This is a genomic window from Acrocarpospora macrocephala (assembly GCF_009687865.1).
Lineage (GTDB): Bacteria > Actinomycetota > Actinomycetes > Streptosporangiales > Streptosporangiaceae > Acrocarpospora > Acrocarpospora macrocephala.
The window spans coordinates 103,956-124,596 of record NZ_BLAE01000036.1; the positions used below are offsets into that span (position 1 = coordinate 103,956).

The window sequence follows — 20,641 nt, forward strand, 5'->3', positions numbered from 1 at the left end:
AGACGAACGTGTCGGAACTTCTGCCGACTTGGCTGTCCTATGCCGCGAAACGGCTGCGGTCCATTACTGGATTTGTCACTGTGCACCCAAACGGAGGTGATCCGAGAGCACTCGCCTTCTCCCGTTATGACCATGTCACCAGGGTCGCGTCTTTGGCATTGTCCGTAGGCGGCGATCGCAGGTTGTCGCGGTCAGAGGTGCTGCTGTTCTCCTGGCTGCACGATATCAACCGCTGGCCCTTCGCGCACAATTCCGAGCAAAACCGATTCGACCAGGCCGACGACATCGAACGCTTCATCGCAGGCAGGTTGTCCGCGGAGACGGCGAGACAGGCCGCCGCGATCGCGCGCAAGCGTATTCCGGACCTGAATCCGGCCGCGCGAGCGGTATTGCTGGCCGATATCGTCACCGGCTTCTTCGAGGACACGCTGTTCACGATCACCGGCCTCAATCTGTCGCCGTCGGAGCTCCCGGATGAAGCACTCGACCTGCTTCGCTTTCCGGTCGGAGACACCGCTTTCCTGGAAGAACTCCAGTATCTCTATCTGCTGCTGAACCGAGAACTCGACGTGGCCAGGTACACTCGCGATTTCAATTCGCTTGTCTTCAGATCGACACGAAGGTTTCTTTCGGATCACAATTTCCTGGACGCCGATCCACTTGAGAGCGACAGATTCTGGAGTATTCGGTCGACGCTCCGCGATGATTACCTGGAGCGGCAGATATTTCCGCTGAACAACGAGAAGGTCTGCCACGGTGAGTTGATCCGGCAGGTGGTCGTCGACCCCGTTCTCAGCCTACTCGGTGAAAGTGCCGGGGTCAGGCTCACACGGTGGACCGAGGCTGACCTGATCGCCTATGTTCTGCGGGAGCACCTGGTGACCGAGGAAACGGTGTTCGCGCTCAGGCCGACCATTGACTACATTCAGAAATTCGAGCCGAGTCGCTGTTTCATGTGAGTGTCTCCGCGCATTCAGTGGTTCGCGCGGCGCCACGCGCTCAGATACTCCTGGTAGATGAACTTCTGGGCGGGGCTCCCGCGAAACGAGTAGCGCTTCAGCGTTGTTCGCGCGCTTATCCACAGGCCGCCCACTTTCGGGACGCCGGGCACGGTCGAAGCGACCGAGGAAACACCTTCCGCGAGCTGCATCTCAAGTGGTGTCAGATCAGCGGTGCTCAGCCCCAGGCGCTCGTTGAGCCGCTGGGCGATCTCGTCGATATCACGCTCAAAACGAAGAACGTCTTCCTCGGTTCTTATGCCACGAACGTGCTCACGCAGGGATCCCGCCTGCCGCCGGTAACTCATGATGCGATCGCAGACCAGGTCGATCCATTCTCGATCAGGTCGAAGACCTACCTCTTCGTTGTTCCAGAGCCGTCCTCCGACCAAGGGCAGCTCAAGGCGAAGCAGTTCGAAGTGGCGGGCGCGTGAGGATCCCGCGCCATCGCTCACCTTGGAATGGATGCCCCGGATCAGCTTGATGACATCCAGCACAGCCTCCTCAGTCGCGTCATCGGACAAGATCTGGCTGGTGACGGCGAAGTCCCGGCGGAGGCCGTGCGGCTGATAGGCATGGCCTGTGACGGTCGCCCGCGCCTGATAGCGGAGGGATCTCGTCAGCGCCGCGATGAGGTTCGACGGCTCCACCGTGTCCGGCATCAGAGGACGGAAGAGTTCGCCGATCGCAACGGATGCCGCGCGTGCCCACTCACCAAGCTGATCTGGTTCGATCCCGTCCGAGGTGGGCACGCGCACCAGATGGTGGGGAAGCTGCGACTGGTGGAAGTCATTCCACTGCAGAATCCTCTTCCGGAGGCCGATGTTGCCCGATGCCTCGACTTCTTGGTCACAGGCGTCCATCGACCGCAGAAACGAAAGCATCGCTTCCACGCCCCGCGTCTGCAACGTGCCGAGCACCTCCGATTCCGCGGAGGCAAGCTGCTGCACGGAGCCGGCGAGAACCTGAACTGGCGTAACCAGGCCGAGTTCGAGCAGACGTCGCAGGAGATACGGTTCCTCACCGAATTGTTCGGGCGCCGGGCTGAGGTGGACCGGGTGAATCACCCTGACCGCCGGCTGGAAGATGAGCGACTGCACGAGTTCGACATAGGCCTGCCGGGCGAATGGATCACGGCTTCGCTCGCCACGATTCTGGGCGGTGATGAACTCCTGAGCGCTGATGAATGTCGAATTATCGAGCGCTATCGGGGGCATGGCCACGCGAAGTATCTTACAGTCGGGCCAATTGACAGGCCAGCACACGGGGCAACGATGGACTGGGATTCGCTTTGCCCACGTATGACGGAACATGTTCATGTTTCACTGCGTTCCGAACATCATGGGTGTTTCACCGCGTAGATGGGTTCATGTCGGGTTGAGCGCATTGATCGTTATCCCGTTTGCCGGACTGCGCACGGTGAGGGTATGCCGGTCTGTTTCGACGCGGTCGCGCCTGGAGCGTAGTCAGACGCCCGGCGTCCAGGCTGTGGTGGATCGACCTTGGTCGTGTACCTCGATTTCGGCGGTGCGTTGATAGGCGATCATCGCCCGCCAACCGGATCGGTGCCCGGATCGTCTCCATGCTCTTCGCTTTCCCCAACTTCTTCCCCGTGGGATGGATGGGTTCACCGCGCCGCCCGGCTGGAACTTCTCTCCGTCATCTGTGCGCACGTGTCGCCAGCCGCCGGGTCGATCAGGTCAGGAGGTTCCGCAGAGCGTTGATGACCTCGGCGGGGGCCTCTTCGGCCATGAAGTGCCCGGTGGTCACGGTGTGGTGCTTCAGGTCGGGAGCCCAGGCACGCCAGAGGGACGCGGCGTCGAAGCCCAGCGTCGTGCCCCAGTCTTGTTGCAGGACGGTGACGGGCATCCGCAGGGTGTTGCCCGCGTCGCGGTCGGCTTGGTCGTGTTCGACGTCGATGCCGGCCGAGGCCCGGTAGTCGGCGACGATCGAGGGGATCGCCTCGCGGGACGCCCGCAGATAGGCGGCGCGGATCTCGGCCGGGATGGCGCCGGGGTCGCGGGTCCACACGTCCAGGAAGTGGCCGAAGAAGGCGTCGGCGCTGGCGCTGATCATCTGTTCGGGCAGGCCGGGTGGTTGCGCCATCAGGAAGAGGTGGAAGCCGACGGCGGCCGAGGTCCCGCGCATGACGTTCCACATGTCCAGCGTGGGCAGGACGTCGAAGGAGGCCAGGTGAGTGACGGCGCCGGGGTGGTCGAGACCGGCTCGGATGGCGACCAGGGCGCCCCGGTCGTGTCCGGCCAGGGCGAAACGTTCGTGTCCGAGGGCGCGGGCGAGCGCGACGATGTCGGCGGCCATCGTCCGCTTGGAGTAGGTGGTGCCGTCGGGATCGGCCGGCTTGTCGCTGTCGCCGTACCCGCGCAGGTCGGGGCAGATGACCGTGTGGTCGGCGGCCAGGTCGGCCGCGACGTGCCGCCACATCAGGTGGGTCTGCGGGAAGCCGTGCAGCAGCACGATCGGCCTGCCCGAGCCGCCCACGACGACGTTGAGCGCCACCCCGTCGGCCACGGTGATCCTTTGACGGTCGAATCCTGTGATCATGATGTCCTTTCCTTTCGGTCGGCGGTGAACAGCTTCCGCGCAGCGACTGAACGCCTGATCAGCGGCGACTGAGTGACAAAGCGCGGCTAGGATGGGCAAAGTGATCGAGTTCGGGGTCCTCGGGTCGCTGCAGGCCCTGGACGGGCAGCGGAAGCCCGTCGACCTCAAGGGGCCCCGGCACCGGGAGGTCCTGGCTCGGCTGCTGATCGCCAAGGGCCGGGTGGTCCCCGTGGACTGGCTGATCGGTGACCTGTGGGACGACCCGCCCGAAGGCGCGCTCGGGGCCGTGCAGACCTTCGTGTCCGCGCTTCGCCGGGCGCTGGAGCCCGGCCGCCCGCGCCGCGCGCCGGCCAAGCTTCTCGTCACGGCCGCGCCGGGCTACGCGCTGCGGGCCGAGCGGGAGAACGTGGACGCCTGGCGGTTCGAGCAGGCGGTCGCCGGTTCCCGTGAACTTCCCGCCGAGCAGGCGCTGACGCTCCTCGACGGGGCGCTGGCGCTCTGGCGGGGCCCCGCCTACGCGGAGTTCGCCGGCCGGGACTGGGCGCGTGGCGAGATCACCCGGCTCGGCGAGCTGAGGCTCCTCGCCGTGGAGCGGCGGGCGGAGGCGGCGCTGGCGCTCGGCTTGGCCGCCGACGTGGTCGCCGACCTGGAAGCCCAGGTCACCGCGCATCCGCATCGGGAGGATGCCTGGCGGCTGCTGGCTCTGGCGCTGTACCGCTCCGGCCGCCAAGGCGACGCCCTCGGCGTGCTCCGGCGGGCCAGGACGAGCCTGGTCGAGGAGCTGGGCGTGGATCCGGGTTCCGAGCTGCGCAGGCTGGAGGCCGACATCCTCGCCCAGGCTCCGCACCTGGCCCTGCCCGCACGGGAGAGGCACCCTCCGCGTCGCCCCTTCTTCGGCCGTACGGAAGAGCTCACCGCCCTCCAGCAGTCCGCCACCGCCCTTGGGCTGATCTCGGGCGACGCGGGTGCGGGCAAGACCGCCCTCGCCGGGGAGCTGGCGCGACGGCTCCTGGCGGAGGGCTGGACCAGTGCCTGGGGAGCCAGCCCGGAAGACGGCGGCGTGCCGGCGGCCTGGCCGTGGAGCCGGATCCTCGCCGCCCTCGGCGCCTTCGCCGAGTTCCCCGGCGACAGGTTCGCGCTGCGCCGTCACATCGTGGCGGCCGTGGCGAGGGCGGCCGAGCGGGCGCCGCTGCTACTGATCTTGGATGACCTGCAATGGGCCGGCGAGGAGACCTTGGATGTGCTGGTCTCGCTCGCCGTCGAACCCCCACCGGGACGCATCCTGATCATCGGGACCTATCGCTCCACCGAGGTCGGTCCTTCGCTGACCGCGGCGCTCGCCAGGATCGCCCGGGTCGAGCCCACCCGGGTCCGTCTCGGCGGCCTGCCGGAGGAGGCGGTGGCCGAGCTCGTCGCCGTCGTGTCCCGGCGGGAACCTGAGCCGGCCCCTGTCAAGATCATCTATGACCGCAGCGGCGGAAACCCCTTCTACGTGCGTGAGCTGGCCAGGCTCTACGACGCCGAGGGCGTGGCCGGCCTCTCCGTGGTGCCCGAGGGGATCCGCGATGTCGTTCGCCACCGGCTGGCCGGGCTTCCCGACCGTAGCCGCGAGGTTCTGCGTCAGGCCGCGGTGATCGGCCAGGAGGTGGAGCTGGCCGTACTGACCGAGTTGACGGGCGACGAGGAGACCGTGCTGCGGGCGGTCGAGGACGCGACGCGGGCCGGGTTCGTGGTCGAACCAGAGGCCGAACGGGTGGACTTCGCGCACGCCCTGGTCCGCGACACGCTCTACGACGACATGACCCGTAGCCGCCGGGCCCGCTACCACGCCAGGACGGCGGAGATCGTCGAGCGGCTCAGGCCGTACGACATCGAGACCATCGCGCACCACTACGTGCGGGCGCGGAGCCGCGATACGGCGGCGCGCGCCGCCCATTACGCGCGGGCCGCGGCCGAGCGCGCCGAGCGGCGCTTCGCGCCGCACCTCGCGGCGCGGCTGTGGCGGGACGCGCTCAGCGCTCACGACCTTCGGGAGGATCCGCCCGTACGGGCGCGGCTGGAGCTGGTGATGGGCCTGGTACGGGCATTGGCGCTCACCGGGGACCTGGACGCGGCCAGAACCTCCCGTGGCCAGGTCCTCACCGCGATGGGCGAGCTGGACGACCCGGACCTGTCCGCGCGGGTGCTCGGGGCCTTCGATGTCCCCGCCGTCTGGACGACCAACGACGACGAACCCCTCGCCCGCCGGGTCGTCGCCGCCGCCGAGCGCGCCCTCGCCGCCCTTCCGGCGGACAGGGTCGCCGAGCGGAGCAGACTGCAGAGCACCATCGCCCTCGAATCCCGGGGCCACGGCAGTGCGCGAGCACACGACGCGGCGGCGGACGCCGAGGCGCTCGCCCGCCGCGCGGGAGATCCGGTGCTGCTGGCCTTCGCGCTCAACGGCCGCTACATGCAGTCGTTCCACCGCACCGGGCTGGCTCCCGAGCGGATCGGCATCGGGACGGAACTGCTGGCGCTCGCCGTCCAGCATGACCTGCCCGGGTTCGAGGTCACCGGCCACCTGATCCTGCTTCAGGCCCACTCCGCCCTGGCCGACTTCGACTCCGCCGACCGGCACGCCGCCGCGGCCGACGCCTTCGCCGAGTGGCATGAGATCTCCCTGGTCGGCGTCTTCACCCAGTGGTACGCGGCGCTGCGCCTCGCGGTCGAAGGCCGTACGGCGGAAGCCGAGGCCGCCTACCGCTCCGCGGCGTTCCGCCTGAACGCCACCGGCATGGGAGGCATGGCGCGTGGTCTGCTGCCGCTCGCGCTGCTCTCTCTCGACCGGGGGACGGTGGACTGGGACGCCGACTGGGGGACCTGCCACGATTGGGCGCACGCGCTGCGGCTCCTGATCTCGGGCAGATCCGAGGAGGCGGCCACGGCCCTGCGCACGCTCCCGGCCTCCCCGCGCGACCTGCTTTACGAGGTACGGCTGGCCCTCGAAGCCGAGGTCGCGATCGGCGTCCGGGACCACGCCGCGATGAGACGGATCCGGCAGGAGCTGCTACCCGCCGCGGACGAGCTGGCCGGCGGCGGAACGGGTCTGCTCAGTTTCGGCCCTGTCCGCCGCTATCTGGACGGGCTCACAGATCCCTCGGCTTGGGCATGACACCACGGCGTGCGGGTCCACGCTCAGCGCTTCATCGGTGTCATGTGATCGTCTCTTGACGATCATCCGGGTAGCACCACGAACGAAACTCACTTTCGCAGTCGAGGTCTCGTTCCAGGAGCGCGTGTTGACCCGTCCACCCCGCCTGCTGCCCGCCAGCGGGTTGCTGATCCCGCTCGCCGTCCTGGGCGGGCCGCCCACTCCCGGCCCGGGCCCCGTGGTGGACGGCAACGCCCGGTTCACCGTCCTGTCCCCCACCCTGATCCGCGTCGAGTACGCCGGCGACGGCGCCTTCGAGGACCGGCCCACCTTCAACGCGGTCACCCGCGCGACGGAGCCGCCACCGTTCACCACCACGGTCGAGAACGGCGCCCGGGTCATCCGCACCGGCCGGCTGACCCTGCGCTACCGCCGCGATTCGGGGCCGTTCACGCCGGCGAACCTGTCCGTCAAACTGAAGGCCGGGACACGGCGGGTCACCGCGCGCCCGTCGTTCGGCACCTCCGCCGTCACCAATCTCGGCGGCTGGCGGCGCTCGCTGGACAAGGTGAGCGCGCCGGTGGCGCTCAACGACGGCCTGCTCGCCAGGGACGGCTGGTACCTGCTCGACGACACTTCGACGGCGCTCCTCAACCCCGACGGCACGATCACCCAGCGGCCAGGGCATGGCGGCCTCCCGTACCAGGACGGTTACCTCTTCGGCTACGGGCACGACTACCGCCGGGGGCTGAAGGATCTGCGCGATCTCACCGGACCGGCGGCGATGCTGCCCCGGTGGGCCTTCGGCGTCTGGTTCTCCCGCTACTACCCTTACCGGGAGTCCGACTACCGCGACGGCCTGCTGCCCGCGTTCCGGGCCAACCGGGTGCCGCTGGACATGCTGGTCGTGGACACCGACTGGAAGTCGCCCAACACCTGGAACGGCTGGAACTGGAACCCGGCGCTCTTTCCCGACCCGCGGGGCTTCCTCGACTGGGCCAGGGGGCGGGGGTTGCGGGTGGCACTGAACATCCACCCCAGCATCTCCCTCGCCGACCCGAAGTACGCCCAGGTCAAGGCCATCGTCGGCGGAGATCTACCGGCGGGCGACTGCCCCAGGCGACCGGGGTCCAGGGTCTTCGACTGGAGCGACCCGAAGCAACTCAAGGCCTACTTCGAGCTGCACAAACCCCTGGAGGACCTGGGGGTCCGGCTGATGTGGCTCGACTGGTGCTGCGACCCGAGCAAGGTGACCGCGCCGGGCGTGACCCCCGACACCTGGATCAACTCCCGGTACGCCCTGCGGGACCGGGAACGCGGCCTGCGCGGGTTCGCGTTCTCCCGGGCCGGGGGCGGCTACGGCGGTTTCCGGGTCTACCCGGCCGGCCCGTGGGCCGAGCACCGCTACACCGTGCACTTCACCGGCGACACGTCCCCCAGCTGGGACGTCCTTGCCATCGAGGCGGCTTACACCCATCTGGAGGGCAACATCGGCATGCCGTACGTCTCGCATGACATCGGCGGCTTCTACGCCAGACCCAAGCACCTGCCCGACGGCCTCTACGCCCGCTGGGTGCAGTTCGGCACGTTCCAGCCGATCCTGCGCCTGCACTCCAACCACGGCGACCGGCTGCCCTGGGAGTACTCGGGCGCGGCCCAGCGGTCCGCGCAGAAATTCCTGCGCCTGCGCGAGGCGCTGGTCCCCTACACCTACACGCTGGCCCGCCAGGCGGTCGACACGGGACTGCCGATCACCCGCGGCATGTACCTCAACTATCCCGAACACGAGCAGGCCTACCGCTACCGGACCCAGTACCTCTACGGCGACGATGTCCTGGTCGCCCCGGTGACGACCCCTGGCCTCGGCAAGGTGACCACGAAGGTGTGGTTCCCGCCGGGCACCTGGACCGACTACTTCACCGGCGCGACCCACACTGGACCGGCCACGGCCAAGGTGACCACGGACCTGTCGACCATGCCGGTCTTCCTCCGCGCGGGCGGCATCCTGCCGACCAGAACCGACTACGTCGACTCGGCCGAGCGGAAGCCGCTCGACCAGGTCACGCTCACCGTGGCCACCGGCGGCGACGGAAAGCTGTCGCTTTACGAGGACGCGGGCGAGGGCCCCGGCCACCTCTCGGGAGAGTCCGCGACCACCGCGATGACCTTCGACACGGCGAAGCGCCTGCTGCGGATCGCCGCCCGGCGGGGCACCTTCCCGGGCGCGGTGACCACCCGCTCCTGGACCGCCCGCTTCCGGGACGCCGACCGGCCCGCTCAGGTCAAGGTCAACGGAACCGCGGTCCCGGCGCGCACGAGGGCTCCCGGGTGGACTTATCACACCCCCACCAGGACCCTGACGGTCCGCACGACGGCGCTCCCGGTCACGGCCGGCACCACCCTCCAGTTCATCGATGAACGCCGGGGTTCTTGACGGCACCATGGTTCAACGCCAGTGCGCCGACCCGGTGAAGCGGCGCGCGGTCCCGTTCTGGACGACGGTCCGCCGTTCGGGTCCCGCCCACAGGACCGACGGGTCGTCGAACGGATCGCCGTCGAGGATCAGGAGGTCGGCGGTGGCGCCGACCTCGACGCGGCCGAGATCGGGACGGCCGATGATCTCGGCGTTGACGGAGGTCGCGGAGCGCAGCGCGGCCAGCGGCCCTTCGACTTCGACCTGCAGCCGGAGCCCGGTGAGCTGCTCGTCCTCGAGCAGGCCCATCAGGTCGCTGCCGAAGCCGATCCGGACGCCTGCCGCCCGGGCGAGCTCGATCGCCCGCCGGCCCGCGTCCAGCACCTCGCGGTTCTTCGCCTGCGAGACGGGAGCGAGTCCCAGCTCCGCGCCGCGCCTGTCCATGGCGTCGTACGCGGCCAGCGTCGGCACGAGGAACGCGTCGTGCCCGGCCATCAGGCTGGCCGCGGGCGCGTCCAGCAGGTTGCCGTGCTCGATGGTGCGGACCCCGTTCTCGACGGCGTGGGCGATCGCCTCGGGCGAGTACGCGTGCGCGGCGACGTAGCTGCCGCGGCGGCTCGCCTCGCCGGTGACCGCGCGGATCTCCTCCGGCGAGTACTGCGGGACGCGGATCGGATCGGTGAGCGAGACCACCCCGCCGGAGGCCATGATCTTGATGGCGTGCGCGCCGCGCCGGAAGCGGTCCCGTACGGCGCGGCGGAGCGCGTCCACGCCGTCCACGATCTCCGCCATGTGGCTTGTGCACGAGCACAGGTCCTGGTCGCCGGGGCGGGGATCGCCGTGCCCGCCGGTCTGCGACAGCGCGGGACCCGTGTACAGGTACCGCGGCGCGGCGATCAGGCCCCGGGCGATGGCCTTCGCCAGGCCGGGGTCTCCCCCGGCCACGTCGCGCACCGTGGTGAAGCCGCGGCCCAGGGCGGCCGCCAGCCGGCCGGCCGCGGCCAGCGCGACGTAGCTGAGCGGGCTGGATTCGAGGGCGAGCAGATCCAGTTCGGTGCCGTAGGCGTGGAAGTGCGCGTCGATGAGGCCGGGGACGACCGTGCCGCCCCGGGCGTCGATCACCTCGCCGGCGGCTCGCGGGGCGCCGCCGATCTCCACGATGGTCCCGTCCGAGACGTGGATCGGGCCCTCCGCCAGCTCGGCCGAGACGCCGTCGAAGATGGCGGCGTTGACGATGGTCAGGCTGCCCGCGGTCATGCCGCCGGCTCCGCGCCGCGCAGTCGCCGGGTGGCGGCGGCATCGACGTCGAGGCTGTCCGGGTCGACCACGACCCCGTAGTCTCGGGCGGCGGCGGCCGCCGACACGAACCCGTTGCGCACGTCGCGCGCGACCCGCTCCGGCTCGCGCTCGAACGGGTCGCCGAAGCCCCCGCCGCCGCCGGTGTTGTTGACGAGCACGTCGCCGGCCTCCAGGTGGTTGTAGCCGCCCCCTTGCACGACCTCGCGGCCGGTGCCCGGGTTGAGCACGATGTGGTTGTTCTCGCCGGGGCGTCCCCCGCCGATGGCCCAGGGTTTGGTCCTGGTCTTGTAGACCAGGCAGATGCCGGTGGACGGCGCGGTGAACCGGTAGGTCCGTCCCACCCCGACGCCGCCCCGGAACCGCCCGGGTCCGCCGGTGTCCGGGCGGTAGCCGTACGACTCGATGAACATCGGCGACTTGGTCTCGAGGACCTCGACGGGGTTGTTGCGGCAGCCGGGCTCGGACAGGTGCATGATCCCGTCCTCGCCGTCGCCCGTCGCGTGGGCGCCGAATCCGACGGCCTCGTTGGTGGCCTCCAGCCACGTCTCGCCGTTGCGCGGGTTGATCCCGAGGCCCATCATCGAACTCACGTCCCCACCGGAGCACGCGGGCACGCGGTCGGGCATGCCCTGCGCGAGGGCCTTCAGCACGACCTCGCCGCCGAGCAGGCCGGTCCACAGCGTGAAGGTGGGCATCGGCGGGACCGCGTGCATCACCGAGCCCGGCTCGGTGATCACTCGCATCGGCCGGAAGTTGCCGGCCACCACGGGCGTGTCGGGGGTGGTCAGCGCCTTGAAGATCAGGCTGCAGAACGCCTCGGTCTGGCCGACGGGCAGGTTGATCGGCCCTTTCACGTCGCGATCGCTGCCGGTCCAGTCGATGATCATCTCATTGTCGGTGATCGTGACCGTGACGTGCATCTTGATCAGGCGGTCCAGGTCGACGCCGTCGCTGTCGACGAAGTCGTGCGCCGTCCACGTGCCCTTGGGCAGCTTGGCCAGCGCGAGGCGGGCGAGCCGCTCACCGTGGTCGTTGATCGCGTCCATGGCGCGCAGCAGTGTCCCGGCGCCGTACTTGGCCGCGATCTCCTGGGTCCGGCGGACGCCGGTGACGCAGGCGGACACCTGGGCCTGGATGTCGCCGATCGTGCGCTGGGGCATCCGGCTGTTGAACCGGATGACGTTGAAGACGTCGTCGTTCTGGACCCCGGCCCGGTAGAGCTTGCTGGCCGGGAAGAACAGCCCTTCCTGGTACATGTCCGTGGAGTCCAGGACGTACCCCGGATCCTTCTGTTTGAGGTCGAGCACATGGATCCGGCAGGAGGCGAAGCCGATGAGCTCCTCGCCGTGGTGCACCGGGGCGAAGACCAGCGGGTCGAGCGTGTGCGCCGACGACCAGTACGGGTAGTTGAGGATGAGGACGTCGCCGGGCCGCATCGCGTCGCGGCCGAGGAACTCCACGGCCTTCTTGATCCCGTGGTCGTTCCCGCGGGTGAAGACCGCGATGCCGGGGGCGTCCGCGACCACGTCGCCGTTGGCGTCGTGAATGCCGATGCCGTAGTCGTGGATCTCGTACACGACCGTGTTGTACGCGGTCCTGCACAGGTTCCTGGCCATCTCCTCGGCGGCGGCGAGCAGGCCGTGCCGGATGATCTCGGTGGTGATCGCGTCGCTCATCGGTTGAACTCCTTGCTCACGGGGGCGACGGAGATGACCATCTCGCCGTACGGGCCGACTCTGAGGGTGTCGCCAGCGTGCAGGACCGTCGTCGCCGTGTGCTCCGCGATCACTGCGGGACCTTGGATGACGTCGCCTGCCAGCAGGGACTCGCGGGTGTGGAGGTCGTAGCGGACCTCTGGACGGTCGTCGGACAGGTACACCGCCCTGGTGCCCTCCGGGCGGAGGTCGCCGGCCGTTCGCTCCGCGATCAGCGGGAGCGCCGGCTTGTCCACCGAGCCCGCCGCGCGCAGCCGCAGCGTGGTGACCTCGATCGGGTCGTCCATGGTGTGGCCGTACTGCCGCTCGTGCAGGCGGGCGAAGCTCGCCTCGACGGCCCCGGCCATGTCGCCGGTCCCGGCGGGGAAGGACACGGTGACGGAGTGCTCCTGGCCGGAGTAGCGGACGTCGAGGCTGCGGACCAGCGTGCGGCGCTCCGCGCCGAATCCCTCCGCGGCCAGAAGCGCCTCCGCCTCCCGCTCCATCTCGCGGTAGGAGGAGTCCACCGCCGCGGGGTCGAGCCCGGCCAGCGGTGACACGGAGGTGCGGGCGAAGTCGTACTGCACGTCGGCCATGAGCATCCCGAAGGCCGAGAAGGCACCCTGACCCGGCGGCACGACGACGGTGGGGATGCCCAGCTCGCGGGCCACGTCGACGGCGACGAGGCCGCCGCCCCCGCCGAAGGACAGCAGGGCGAAGTCCTTGGGATCGCGGCCCAGCTCGACGGTGATGGCGCGGACGGCACCGGTGATCTTCGTGTTGGAGATGCGGATGACGCCGCGGGCGAGGGCCTTGATGCTCATGTCGAGCGCGGTGGCGATTGGCTGCAGCGCCTTGTCCGCCAGCTCGGCGTCCAGGGTCAGCCTGCCGCCCAAGGGGGTCTCACCGCCCAGGTAGCCGAGGGCCAGCGCCGCGTCGGTGAAGGTGGGCGCGGTGCCGCCCCTGCCGTAGGACGCGGGTCCCGGCGCGGCCCCGGCGCTCTGCGGCCCGACCTGCAGGCCGCCGGCCTCGTCCAGCCAGGCGATCGAGCCGCCGCCCGCCCCGATCGTGTGGATGTACAGGGACGGCGTGTTGATGGGCAGCTGCTCGAATTCGGCGCCCTGGTACAGGACCGGCTCGCCGTCGAGGATCAGGGACGCGTCGAGGCTGGTGCCGCCCATGTCGATGGTGATGAGGTTGGGCCGGCCCAGGATCCGCGACAACGCGGCCGCGCCGATGACCCCGCCGGCGGGCCCGGACAGAATCAGGCTGACCGGCTGCTCCCGGGCCGCGGCGGCGGTCATCGCGCCCCCGCCGGAACGCGTCATGAGGAAGCGCCCGTCGAATCCGCCCGCGGCGAGCTCGCCCTCCAGCGTGTGCAGGTACTGGCGGACGATGGGCTTCACGTAGGCGTCCAGGACCGCCGTGCTCGTGCGCTCGTACTCGCGGTACTCCCGCGACAGCTCGTGTGACAGCGTGACCGCCACCTGGGGCGCCACCTCGGCGAGCACCTCGCGCATCCGCAGCTCGTGCGCGGGGTTGGCGTACGAGTGCAGGAAGGCCACCGCCACCGACCGGTACCCGCGCTCCGCGACGAGGGCCGCCACCCGGCGGGCGTCCTCCAGGTCGAGCGGAGTGTGCACCGTGCCGTCGAACCGGCTCCGCTCGACGACCTCGTACGTGTCGTAGCGTTCGAGCAGCGCGGCCGGCTTGCGGTAGGTGATGTCGTAGTTGGTCCGCCGGTCGGTACGGCCGAGCAGGTAGACGTCGCGGAACCCGTTCGTGCCGATGACGGCCGTACGGGCTCCGGTGCGGGTGAGGAGCGCGTTCAGCCCGAGGGTCGTGCCGTGGGTGAACATCCCGATGTCCGCCATGGGCGCCTGTGCCACCGCGAAGGCGTTCATCACGCCCCGGGTCGGCGCGTCCGGCGTGGTGGGGACCTTGTCGAAACGCAGCTCGCCGGTGCCGGGGATCAGCTCGACCACGTCCGTGAACGTTCCTCCGACGTCGATCGCGAGCCTGCTCGTCTTGCTCATCGTGGTGTCAGCCTTCCTGTCTGAGAAATGGTCACAGCCCGTGCGCGGCGAGCACCGACTCGAGCACGTCCGCCGGCAGCCCGCGCCCGTCATCGGCACGCGGCCAGTGCACGGTGACCTCGTCGAATCCCAGCGCCGCCAGGCGGCCGAGGAAGTCCGCGTACCTGGCGGCGCTCTCGAACGGCCACCTCACGTCCAGCGCGAGCTGGACTATCCGGCGCACAGATGCCGCCGCCCTGCCGGTGGCCTCGAGTTCCCGGGTCAGCGCCGCGCTCTGGTCGCCGATGGCCCGGAACCAGGATTCCGGGTCGACCTGCCCCCCGTACGGGCCGTAGGTGACCCACGCCTGGCCGAAGCGCGCGGCCGATCGCAGCGCCCGCGGACCGGCGGCGGCCACCGTCAGCGGCACGCGCGGCCGCTGGACGCAACCGGGGATCTGGTGGGCGTCGACGGCGCTGAAACGCTCCCCCCGCAGAGTGGTCACCGGCTGGGTGAGCAGCTGGTCGAGCAGGCGGAGCCACTCGGCGAACCGCTCGGCTCGTTCGCGGCGGTCCCGCGGCGGGTCACCGAGGACGAGCGCGTCCGGGCCCTCGCTGCCCGCGCCGACGCCGATGTCGAGCCGGCCGCCGCTGATCCGGTCGAGCGTCATGATCTCCTTGGCGAAGGTGACCGGATGCCGGAAGTTCGGCGTCGCCACCTGGGTGCCCAACCGCACCCGGCTGGTGGCGACCGCGGCCGCGGCCAGCAGCGGCACGCTGGCGTACCAGGGCCGTTCCCGCAGTGCCGGCCAGGTCAGGTGGTCGTAGGTCCATACCGTACGCAGGCCCGCGGCCTCGGCCTGCTGGACGTCGGCGATGAAGGCGGCGGGGGGATCACGGTCGGGAAGGACGAGAGCCGACAGGGCGAGCAACGGGCTTTCTCCATTCAATGGTGGCGAAGAGTCGGGGGCGCGCCGGCATGACGGCCCGTCGTCTCTGTTCGACCGGTCGCGGGAGAGGTGGATACGAGGAGCGCGGCTACCGGCGCCGGGGACGTTCTTCCCGGCCCGCCCAGCTGCCGCGCACGTGACCGATGTGGGCTTCGATCAACCGTTCGAGGCCATCGCGGTCGTCGGCCGCGATGAGGTCGAGCATCTGGATGTGTTCCAGCGCCGAGGCGTTCAGTTCGCCGGTCTCGGCGAGCCGGGTGAGCCCGAACAGCCGGGTCCTGGCCCGCAGCTCGCCGACCAGCGAGACCAGCTCCGCGTTGCCCGCCAGCGCGAGCAGTTCCAGGTGGAACCGGCGGTCGTCCTCGATGTAGGCGATCAGGTCTTTCTGCTGCGCGACGTCGACGATCCGCTGCGCCATCGGCCGCAGCCGGGCCAGGTCGCCGGCGGTCGCGACGCCGATCGCCTTCACGGTCGTGGGCACTTCGAGCAGCTGCCGTATCTCGGTGATGTCGTCGAGCTCCTGGTCGGACAGCTCGGTGGCCCGGAAACCCCGGTTGCGCACCGTCTCGACGAGGCCCTCCTTGACCAGGTCGAGCATCGCCTCCCGGACCGGCGTGGCCGACACACCTAACTGCGCGGCGAGGGCGGGGGCGGAGTAGACCTCGCCGGGCCGCATCTGACCGGCCACGAGTGCCGCGCGCAGGGCGTGCGCGACCTGGTCGCGCACGCTGCGCCGCACCGCCAGGGTCGGCAGCTCCAACGACTCCGCCATGACGCACCTTTCCCAAGCCGCACGGGATCTCCCCGGACCATGCTGACACGAGTTACCGGCACCCGGCGGCGACCGCCCGCTCCGTGGCTTCCCGCACGGCGCGCTCCTGCTCGCCGGTCAGCGGCACGCGCGGCGGCCGGCACGGCCCGCCATAGCGCCCCACGATGTCCATCGACAGCTTGATCGCCTGCACGAACTCGACCTTCGAGTCCCAGCGCAGGAGCGGGTGCAGCAACCGGTACAGCGGAAGGGCCGTGGCCAGGTCGCCCGCGGCGGCCGCGTCGAACAGCTCCACGCAGGAGCGCGGCAGCGCGTTCGGGTATCCCGAGATCCAGCCCGGCGCCCCGGCGAGGACCAGTTCCAGGGTGACGTCGTCGGAACCGGCGAGAACGTCCAGGTCCGGGGCGAGCTCGGCGATCTGGTAGATCCGCCGGACGTCGCCGGAGAACTCCTTGACACCCACGATGAGGCCCTCGGCGTGCAGCCGGGCGAGCAGCGCCGGGGAGAGATCGACCTTGGTGTCGATGGGATTGTTGTAGGCGACCACCGGCACGCCGGCCTTCGCGACCTCCCGGTAATGGTCGACGACGGCGCGCTCGTCGGCCCGGTAGGCGTTCGGCGGCAGGAGCATCACGGCCGGGCAGCCGGCCTCGGCCGCGTCCTCGGCCCACCGGCGCGCTTCCAGGGCGCCGTACGCGGCGATGCCGGGCATCACGGTGAAACCGTCGGGGGCGGCGTCGAGGGCCACCCGCACGACCGAGCGGCGCTCGTCGTCGGTGAGGGTCTGGTACTCCCCCAGTGACCCGTTCGGAGTCACGCCGTCGCAGCCCTCGGCGGCGAGCCACCGGATGTGCTCGGCGTAACGCTCGAGGTCGACATCGAGCCGGTCGTCCATCGGCAGCGCCGCGGCCACCAGCACGCCGTGCCAGGGCTTCAGTCGCGCTCGCATGCTTGCTCCCATCATTGATTGCGGAATACTCGACCCGGGCGCCGTACCCGTGGTCATCTGCCTCTCCTCGTCGCGCTCAGCGCGACGGCGGCGAGGATGACGACGCCGGTCGTCAGATCTTTGAAGAACGGGTTGGCGTTGAGGATGTCGAACCCGTTGTCGATGAGGGCCAGCAGGTACACGCCGCACACGGACCGCCAGATCGCGCCGATGCCGCCGTAGATGCTGGTGCCGCCGAGGATGACGGCGGCGATGGCCAGCAGTTGCAGGCCGTTTCCGGCCTGGGGCTGGCCGCTGCCGATGCGGGACACGCCGATGGCCGCGGCGATCCCGGCCGCCAGACCGCTGTAGAGAAAGGTGTACAGCTTGACCCGGTCGACCCGGATACCGGAGAGTTCGGCCGCCTCGGGGTTGCCGCCGACCGACAGCACGTACCGGCCGAAGGTGGTGTAGTTGAGCAAGAACCCGGACACCAGCGCGAAGGCGCCCAGGATGAGCACGGCGTAGTAGACGGGACCGACGCCGCCCCGGCCCAGCGCCGTGAACGAGCCGTCGCCGACACTGATCAGGAAGCCGCCGGTGATGAGCACGGCCAGACCGCCGTAGACCAGGCTCGAGGCCAGCGTCGCCAGGAACGAGTGAATCTTGAGGCGGGTGATCGAGAGCCCGTTGATCAGGCCGAGGATCGCTCCGACGGCGGGCGCCGAGAGCAGGCCCAGCACGGGGCTGCCCAGGCGGACCGCGACCCACGCCGCGACGACGCCGGCGACGCTGAAGATGGCGCCGGTCGACAGGTCGAAGCCGCCGCAGATGACGACCAGGGTGCCCGCGACGGCGATGATCGCCAGCGGGGCGTTCTGGTTGAGGATGTTGATCAGGTTGGTCAGGGTCAGGAACGACGAGGTCGACACGCTCAGCGTCACGAACAACGCGACGAGCAGGATCAGGACCGCGTACTGGCGGACGAAGGGCAGCACCTGGGCGGCCGCCGTCTCCGGCGTTGCGGACGTGCTCTTCATTGGTCCTCCCCGTTGCCGGAAGGTGTGCTGGTCGTGGGGGTGTCGCCGACGCCGAACAGCCGCTGCAGCAGGACCTCCACCGAGGTCTCCGCGGCCGCCACCTCGCCGATGAGCGAGCCTTGCCGCACCAGGTAGACGCGGTGGCTCAGCCCGACCACCTCCTCGAGTTCGGAGGAGATGAGCAGGACTCCGGTGCCCGCCGTGGCGATGTCGACGATGAGCTGGTAGATGCGGGCCTTGGCGCCGACGTCGACGCCGCGCGTGGGCTCGTCGAGGATCAGGAACTCCGGCCGGCCCAGCAACCACTTGGCGAAGAGGACCTTCTGCTGGTTGCCGCCCGAGTAGACGGAGATGTCGCCGTCGACCTGGCGCGGGCGCACCCCGAGCCGCTCGATGAGCTCCCCGACCGCCGCCCGCTCGGCGCGGCGCCCGAGCACCCCCATCCGGGAGAATCCGCCGAGGTGGGGCAGCGTCACGTTCTCGAACAAGGGCCGCATCAGGACCAGGCCCTGCGCTCGCCGGTCTTCGGGGATCATCGCCATGCCCCGCGCGATGGAGGCCCGCGCCGAGGCGGCGCGGACCTCCTCGCCGCGGAAGGCGATCCGGCCCGAGTCGGCCGGCTCGCAGCCGAACAGCACCCTGGCGATCTCGGTACGGCCGCTGCCGACCAGACCGGCCAGGCCGACGATCTCGCCCGGCCTGACCGTCAGCGACACGCCGCGTACCCGCTCGCCGCTGTGGACGTCGGACATCTCGACCAGCGGCGCGGTCCGCGCGCCGGGCGCCGGCGGCCGTTCGGGGAGCAGCATGTCGGCGGGCTCGCCGAGCATGGCCTCGACGAGACTCGCTTTCGTCTCCCGCCCGGTGTCCGCGGTGCGGATGAGCCTGCCGTCGCGCATCACGGTCACCCGGTCGCAGTGCGCCAGCACGTCTTCCAGGAAGTGGGTGACATAGATGATCGTGGTGCCGCGCGACTTGAGCCAGCCGATGATGTCGTGCAGCCGGGCCGTCTCGTCGGCGGTGAGCGAGGACGTCGGCTCGTCCATCACGATGACGCGCGCGTCGCGGGCGAGCGCCCGCATGATCTCGACCTTCTGCTGGTCGGCGATCGACAGCCGGTCGACGGGCACGTCCGGCGGCAGTCCGAAGCGGCAGATCCGCTCGAGCTCCCGGTAGCGCCGTTCCAGGCCGGAGTGCAGCACGCCGAACGTACGCCTCTCGCGTCCGAGGAAGACGTTCTGCGCGACGGTGAGGGCGGGCACCAGGCACAGCTCCTGGGCGATGAGGACGACGCCCGCGTCCTGGGCGCGCTTGATGTCCCAGCGCCGGACCCGCTTGCCGAACACGTCCAGGTCACCCGTGTCCTGGTGGTACAGGCCGCCGATCATCTTGCCCAGGGTCGACTTGCCGGCGCCGTTCTCGCCGACCAGGCCGTGCACCTCGCCCCGGGCGAACGACAGCGTGACCGCGCTCAGCGCCTGAGTAGACCCGAATCGTTTGGATAGGTTCCGTACGGATACGGCTGGTTCCGCGGTCACGCCATCACCTCCTTTGGTCACGTCGTCGATCGGGTCAGTCGGACCACTCGCCGGAAAAATCGGGATACTGGCCGAGAATCTCCTTGGTGACGATGAGCGGCACGGGTCCCAGCTTGTTCGCGTCGACGACCGCGGTCACCGGCTTGCCCAGCACCGCGTTCACCGCCTGGTCCAGCGCGGCGCCGCCCATGCTGACCGGGAAGTTCACGAGGTCGGCGGCCCACTTGCCCGCCCGCACCTGCTTGATCGCCTCGGTGTTGCCGCCACCGCCGGTGACGTACATCTTCGAGAGATCCAGCCCCGCGCTCTCCAGCGCGATCTGCGCGCCGGTGGTCTGCTGGTCGGCGTTCGAGAGCACGGCGTCCAGCTTCGGATTCGCCTGGAGGATGTTCTGCATCGCCTTCAGCGACGTGTCGCGGTCGTAGTTGCCCTGACCGGTCGCGACGACCTTGATGTTGCTGTGCTGCTCGAGGACCGACTGGTAGGCCTTGTAACGCAGGTTGTCGAACGGGAACTGCAGCTGGCCGATCAGGATCGCGACATTGCAGGGGTCCTTCCCCTCGCAGTACGTCACCACGCCTTCGGCCTGCGCCTTGGCGTCCGTCTCGGCGTTCGAGGCGACGGTGGAGACGACACCGGGCGTCTGAGGGGTCATCTCGGTCAGGTTGGGCCCAATGGGGAACAGGACCGTCACGACCGGAACCTTCGCCTGAGCCGCGGCCGGAACCGCCGCCGCGACGCCGACGTTGTCGTTGGGCACGATGACGATGCCGTCGAACTTGCCCTGGCCGGCCACGTTCTGCAGCTGGTTGAACTGCGTCTGGCTGTCGAACTTGCCGTCGAAGATGGTCACCTCGACGTCGCCGAGCTTCTTCGCCTGCGCGAGCGCGCCGTCGTAGACGGCCTTGTTGAAGCCGTTCTGGCTGGACGCGGCCAGCAGCGCTATCCGTACCGGGCCGGTGTGCTTGGCCTGCTCCCCGGCGGCCGAGCTCGCCGTCTGGGAGCCGGTGACGTCAGAGTTGCAGGCGGCCAGCGAGAAGCTGAGCGCGGCAGCCGCGAGAACCGCGAGACCGCTGCGGCGAAGTGGACGTCCTGACACGGGCACCTCACAAAGTTGTGGCATGTCGACGACCTCGACGGATCTTTCCTCGGTGCCCTCGACGGGGAGGTCAGTACAATGTCACACTGCAACTGCCCCGTCAACGACTCCGGCCCGTCGCCTCCCAGCAGGAGCGGTACATGACCGATTCACCCCCCACCACCTGCGGCACCGGTGGTCGTGGCCACCTCGTCAGGCCCGATC

At 69.9% G+C, this 20,641-nt stretch carries 14 protein-coding genes; 3 read left to right on the forward strand and 11 right to left on the reverse strand.

Features of this window, described 5'->3' with window-relative positions:
* Window positions 1-8 precede the first annotated feature (8 nt).
* The gene (locus Amac_RS30100) at window positions 9-959 is read left to right on the forward strand and encodes a hypothetical protein (protein ID WP_155357789.1); all 951 of its coding nucleotides are present in this window, start codon (window positions 9-11) and stop codon (window positions 957-959) included.
* A gap of 14 nt (window positions 960-973) precedes the next feature.
* On the opposite strand, the gene Amac_RS30105 is transcribed toward Amac_RS30100, so the two are convergent.
* Window positions 974-2,221, reverse strand: coding sequence for a hypothetical protein (locus tag Amac_RS30105; protein WP_155357790.1), 1,248 nt, complete (start codon window positions 2,219-2,221; stop codon window positions 974-976).
* A 472-nt stretch (window positions 2,222-2,693) separates the two neighbouring features.
* Window positions 2,694-3,560 carry an alpha/beta fold hydrolase gene (locus Amac_RS30110; protein WP_155357791.1) on the reverse strand — a complete coding sequence of 289 codons (867 nt, stop codon included), beginning with the start codon at window positions 3,558-3,560 and terminating at the stop codon, window positions 2,694-2,696.
* A gap of 100 nt (window positions 3,561-3,660) precedes the next feature.
* Between Amac_RS30110 and Amac_RS30115 the strand changes: the two genes are divergently transcribed.
* Complete coding sequence (locus tag Amac_RS30115) at window positions 3,661-6,711, forward strand: ATP-binding protein (protein ID WP_218041377.1); 3,051 nt, start codon at window positions 3,661-3,663, stop codon at window positions 6,709-6,711.
* A gap of 127 nt (window positions 6,712-6,838) precedes the next feature.
* On the forward strand, window positions 6,839-9,124 hold the full coding sequence (locus Amac_RS30120) for a glycoside hydrolase family 31 protein (protein WP_155357793.1): 2,286 nt from the start codon (window positions 6,839-6,841) through the stop codon (window positions 9,122-9,124).
* Between the two features lie 12 nt (window positions 9,125-9,136).
* On the opposite strand, the gene Amac_RS30125 is transcribed toward Amac_RS30120, so the two are convergent.
* The 9 genes from Amac_RS30125 to Amac_RS30165 all read right to left on the reverse strand — a co-directional run bounded on the left by Amac_RS30125 (window position 9,137) and on the right by Amac_RS30165 (window position 20,437).
* Window positions 9,137-10,360, reverse strand: coding sequence for a metal-dependent hydrolase family protein (locus Amac_RS30125; RefSeq protein ID WP_155357794.1), 1,224 nt, complete (start codon window positions 10,358-10,360; stop codon window positions 9,137-9,139).
* Window positions 10,357-12,078 carry a hydantoinase B/oxoprolinase family protein gene (locus Amac_RS30130; protein ID WP_155357795.1) on the reverse strand — a complete coding sequence of 574 codons (1,722 nt, stop codon included), beginning with the start codon at window positions 12,076-12,078 and terminating at the stop codon, window positions 10,357-10,359. Before Amac_RS30130 ends, Amac_RS30125 begins: the two co-directional genes overlap by 4 nt.
* On the reverse strand, window positions 12,075-14,132 hold the full coding sequence (locus Amac_RS30135; protein ID WP_155357796.1) for a hydantoinase/oxoprolinase family protein: 2,058 nt from the start codon (window positions 14,130-14,132) through the stop codon (window positions 12,075-12,077). Before Amac_RS30135 ends, Amac_RS30130 begins: the two co-directional genes overlap by 4 nt.
* 31 nt (window positions 14,133-14,163) lie before the next feature.
* Window positions 14,164-15,042: an LLM class flavin-dependent oxidoreductase gene (locus Amac_RS30140; RefSeq protein WP_218041378.1), complete on the reverse strand. Its 879-nt coding sequence runs from the start codon at window positions 15,040-15,042 to the stop codon at window positions 14,164-14,166.
* Between the two features lie 106 nt (window positions 15,043-15,148).
* Complete coding sequence (locus tag Amac_RS30145) at window positions 15,149-15,832, reverse strand: GntR family transcriptional regulator (protein WP_155357798.1); 684 nt, start codon at window positions 15,830-15,832, stop codon at window positions 15,149-15,151.
* Between the two features lie 52 nt (window positions 15,833-15,884).
* Window positions 15,885-16,781 carry a dihydrodipicolinate synthase family protein gene (locus Amac_RS30150; protein ID WP_155357799.1) on the reverse strand — a complete coding sequence of 299 codons (897 nt, stop codon included), beginning with the start codon at window positions 16,779-16,781 and terminating at the stop codon, window positions 15,885-15,887.
* A 53-nt stretch (window positions 16,782-16,834) separates the two neighbouring features.
* The gene (locus Amac_RS30155; protein WP_155357800.1) at window positions 16,835-17,800 is read right to left on the reverse strand and encodes an ABC transporter permease; all 966 of its coding nucleotides are present in this window, start codon (window positions 17,798-17,800) and stop codon (window positions 16,835-16,837) included.
* Window positions 17,797-19,338, reverse strand: coding sequence for a sugar ABC transporter ATP-binding protein (locus Amac_RS30160; protein WP_155357801.1), 1,542 nt, complete (start codon window positions 19,336-19,338; stop codon window positions 17,797-17,799). Before Amac_RS30160 ends, Amac_RS30155 begins: the two co-directional genes overlap by 4 nt.
* Before the next feature lie 34 nt (window positions 19,339-19,372).
* The gene (locus Amac_RS30165; protein WP_170322735.1) at window positions 19,373-20,437 is read right to left on the reverse strand and encodes a sugar ABC transporter substrate-binding protein; all 1,065 of its coding nucleotides are present in this window, start codon (window positions 20,435-20,437) and stop codon (window positions 19,373-19,375) included.
* Window positions 20,438-20,641: the final 204 nt, after the last annotated feature.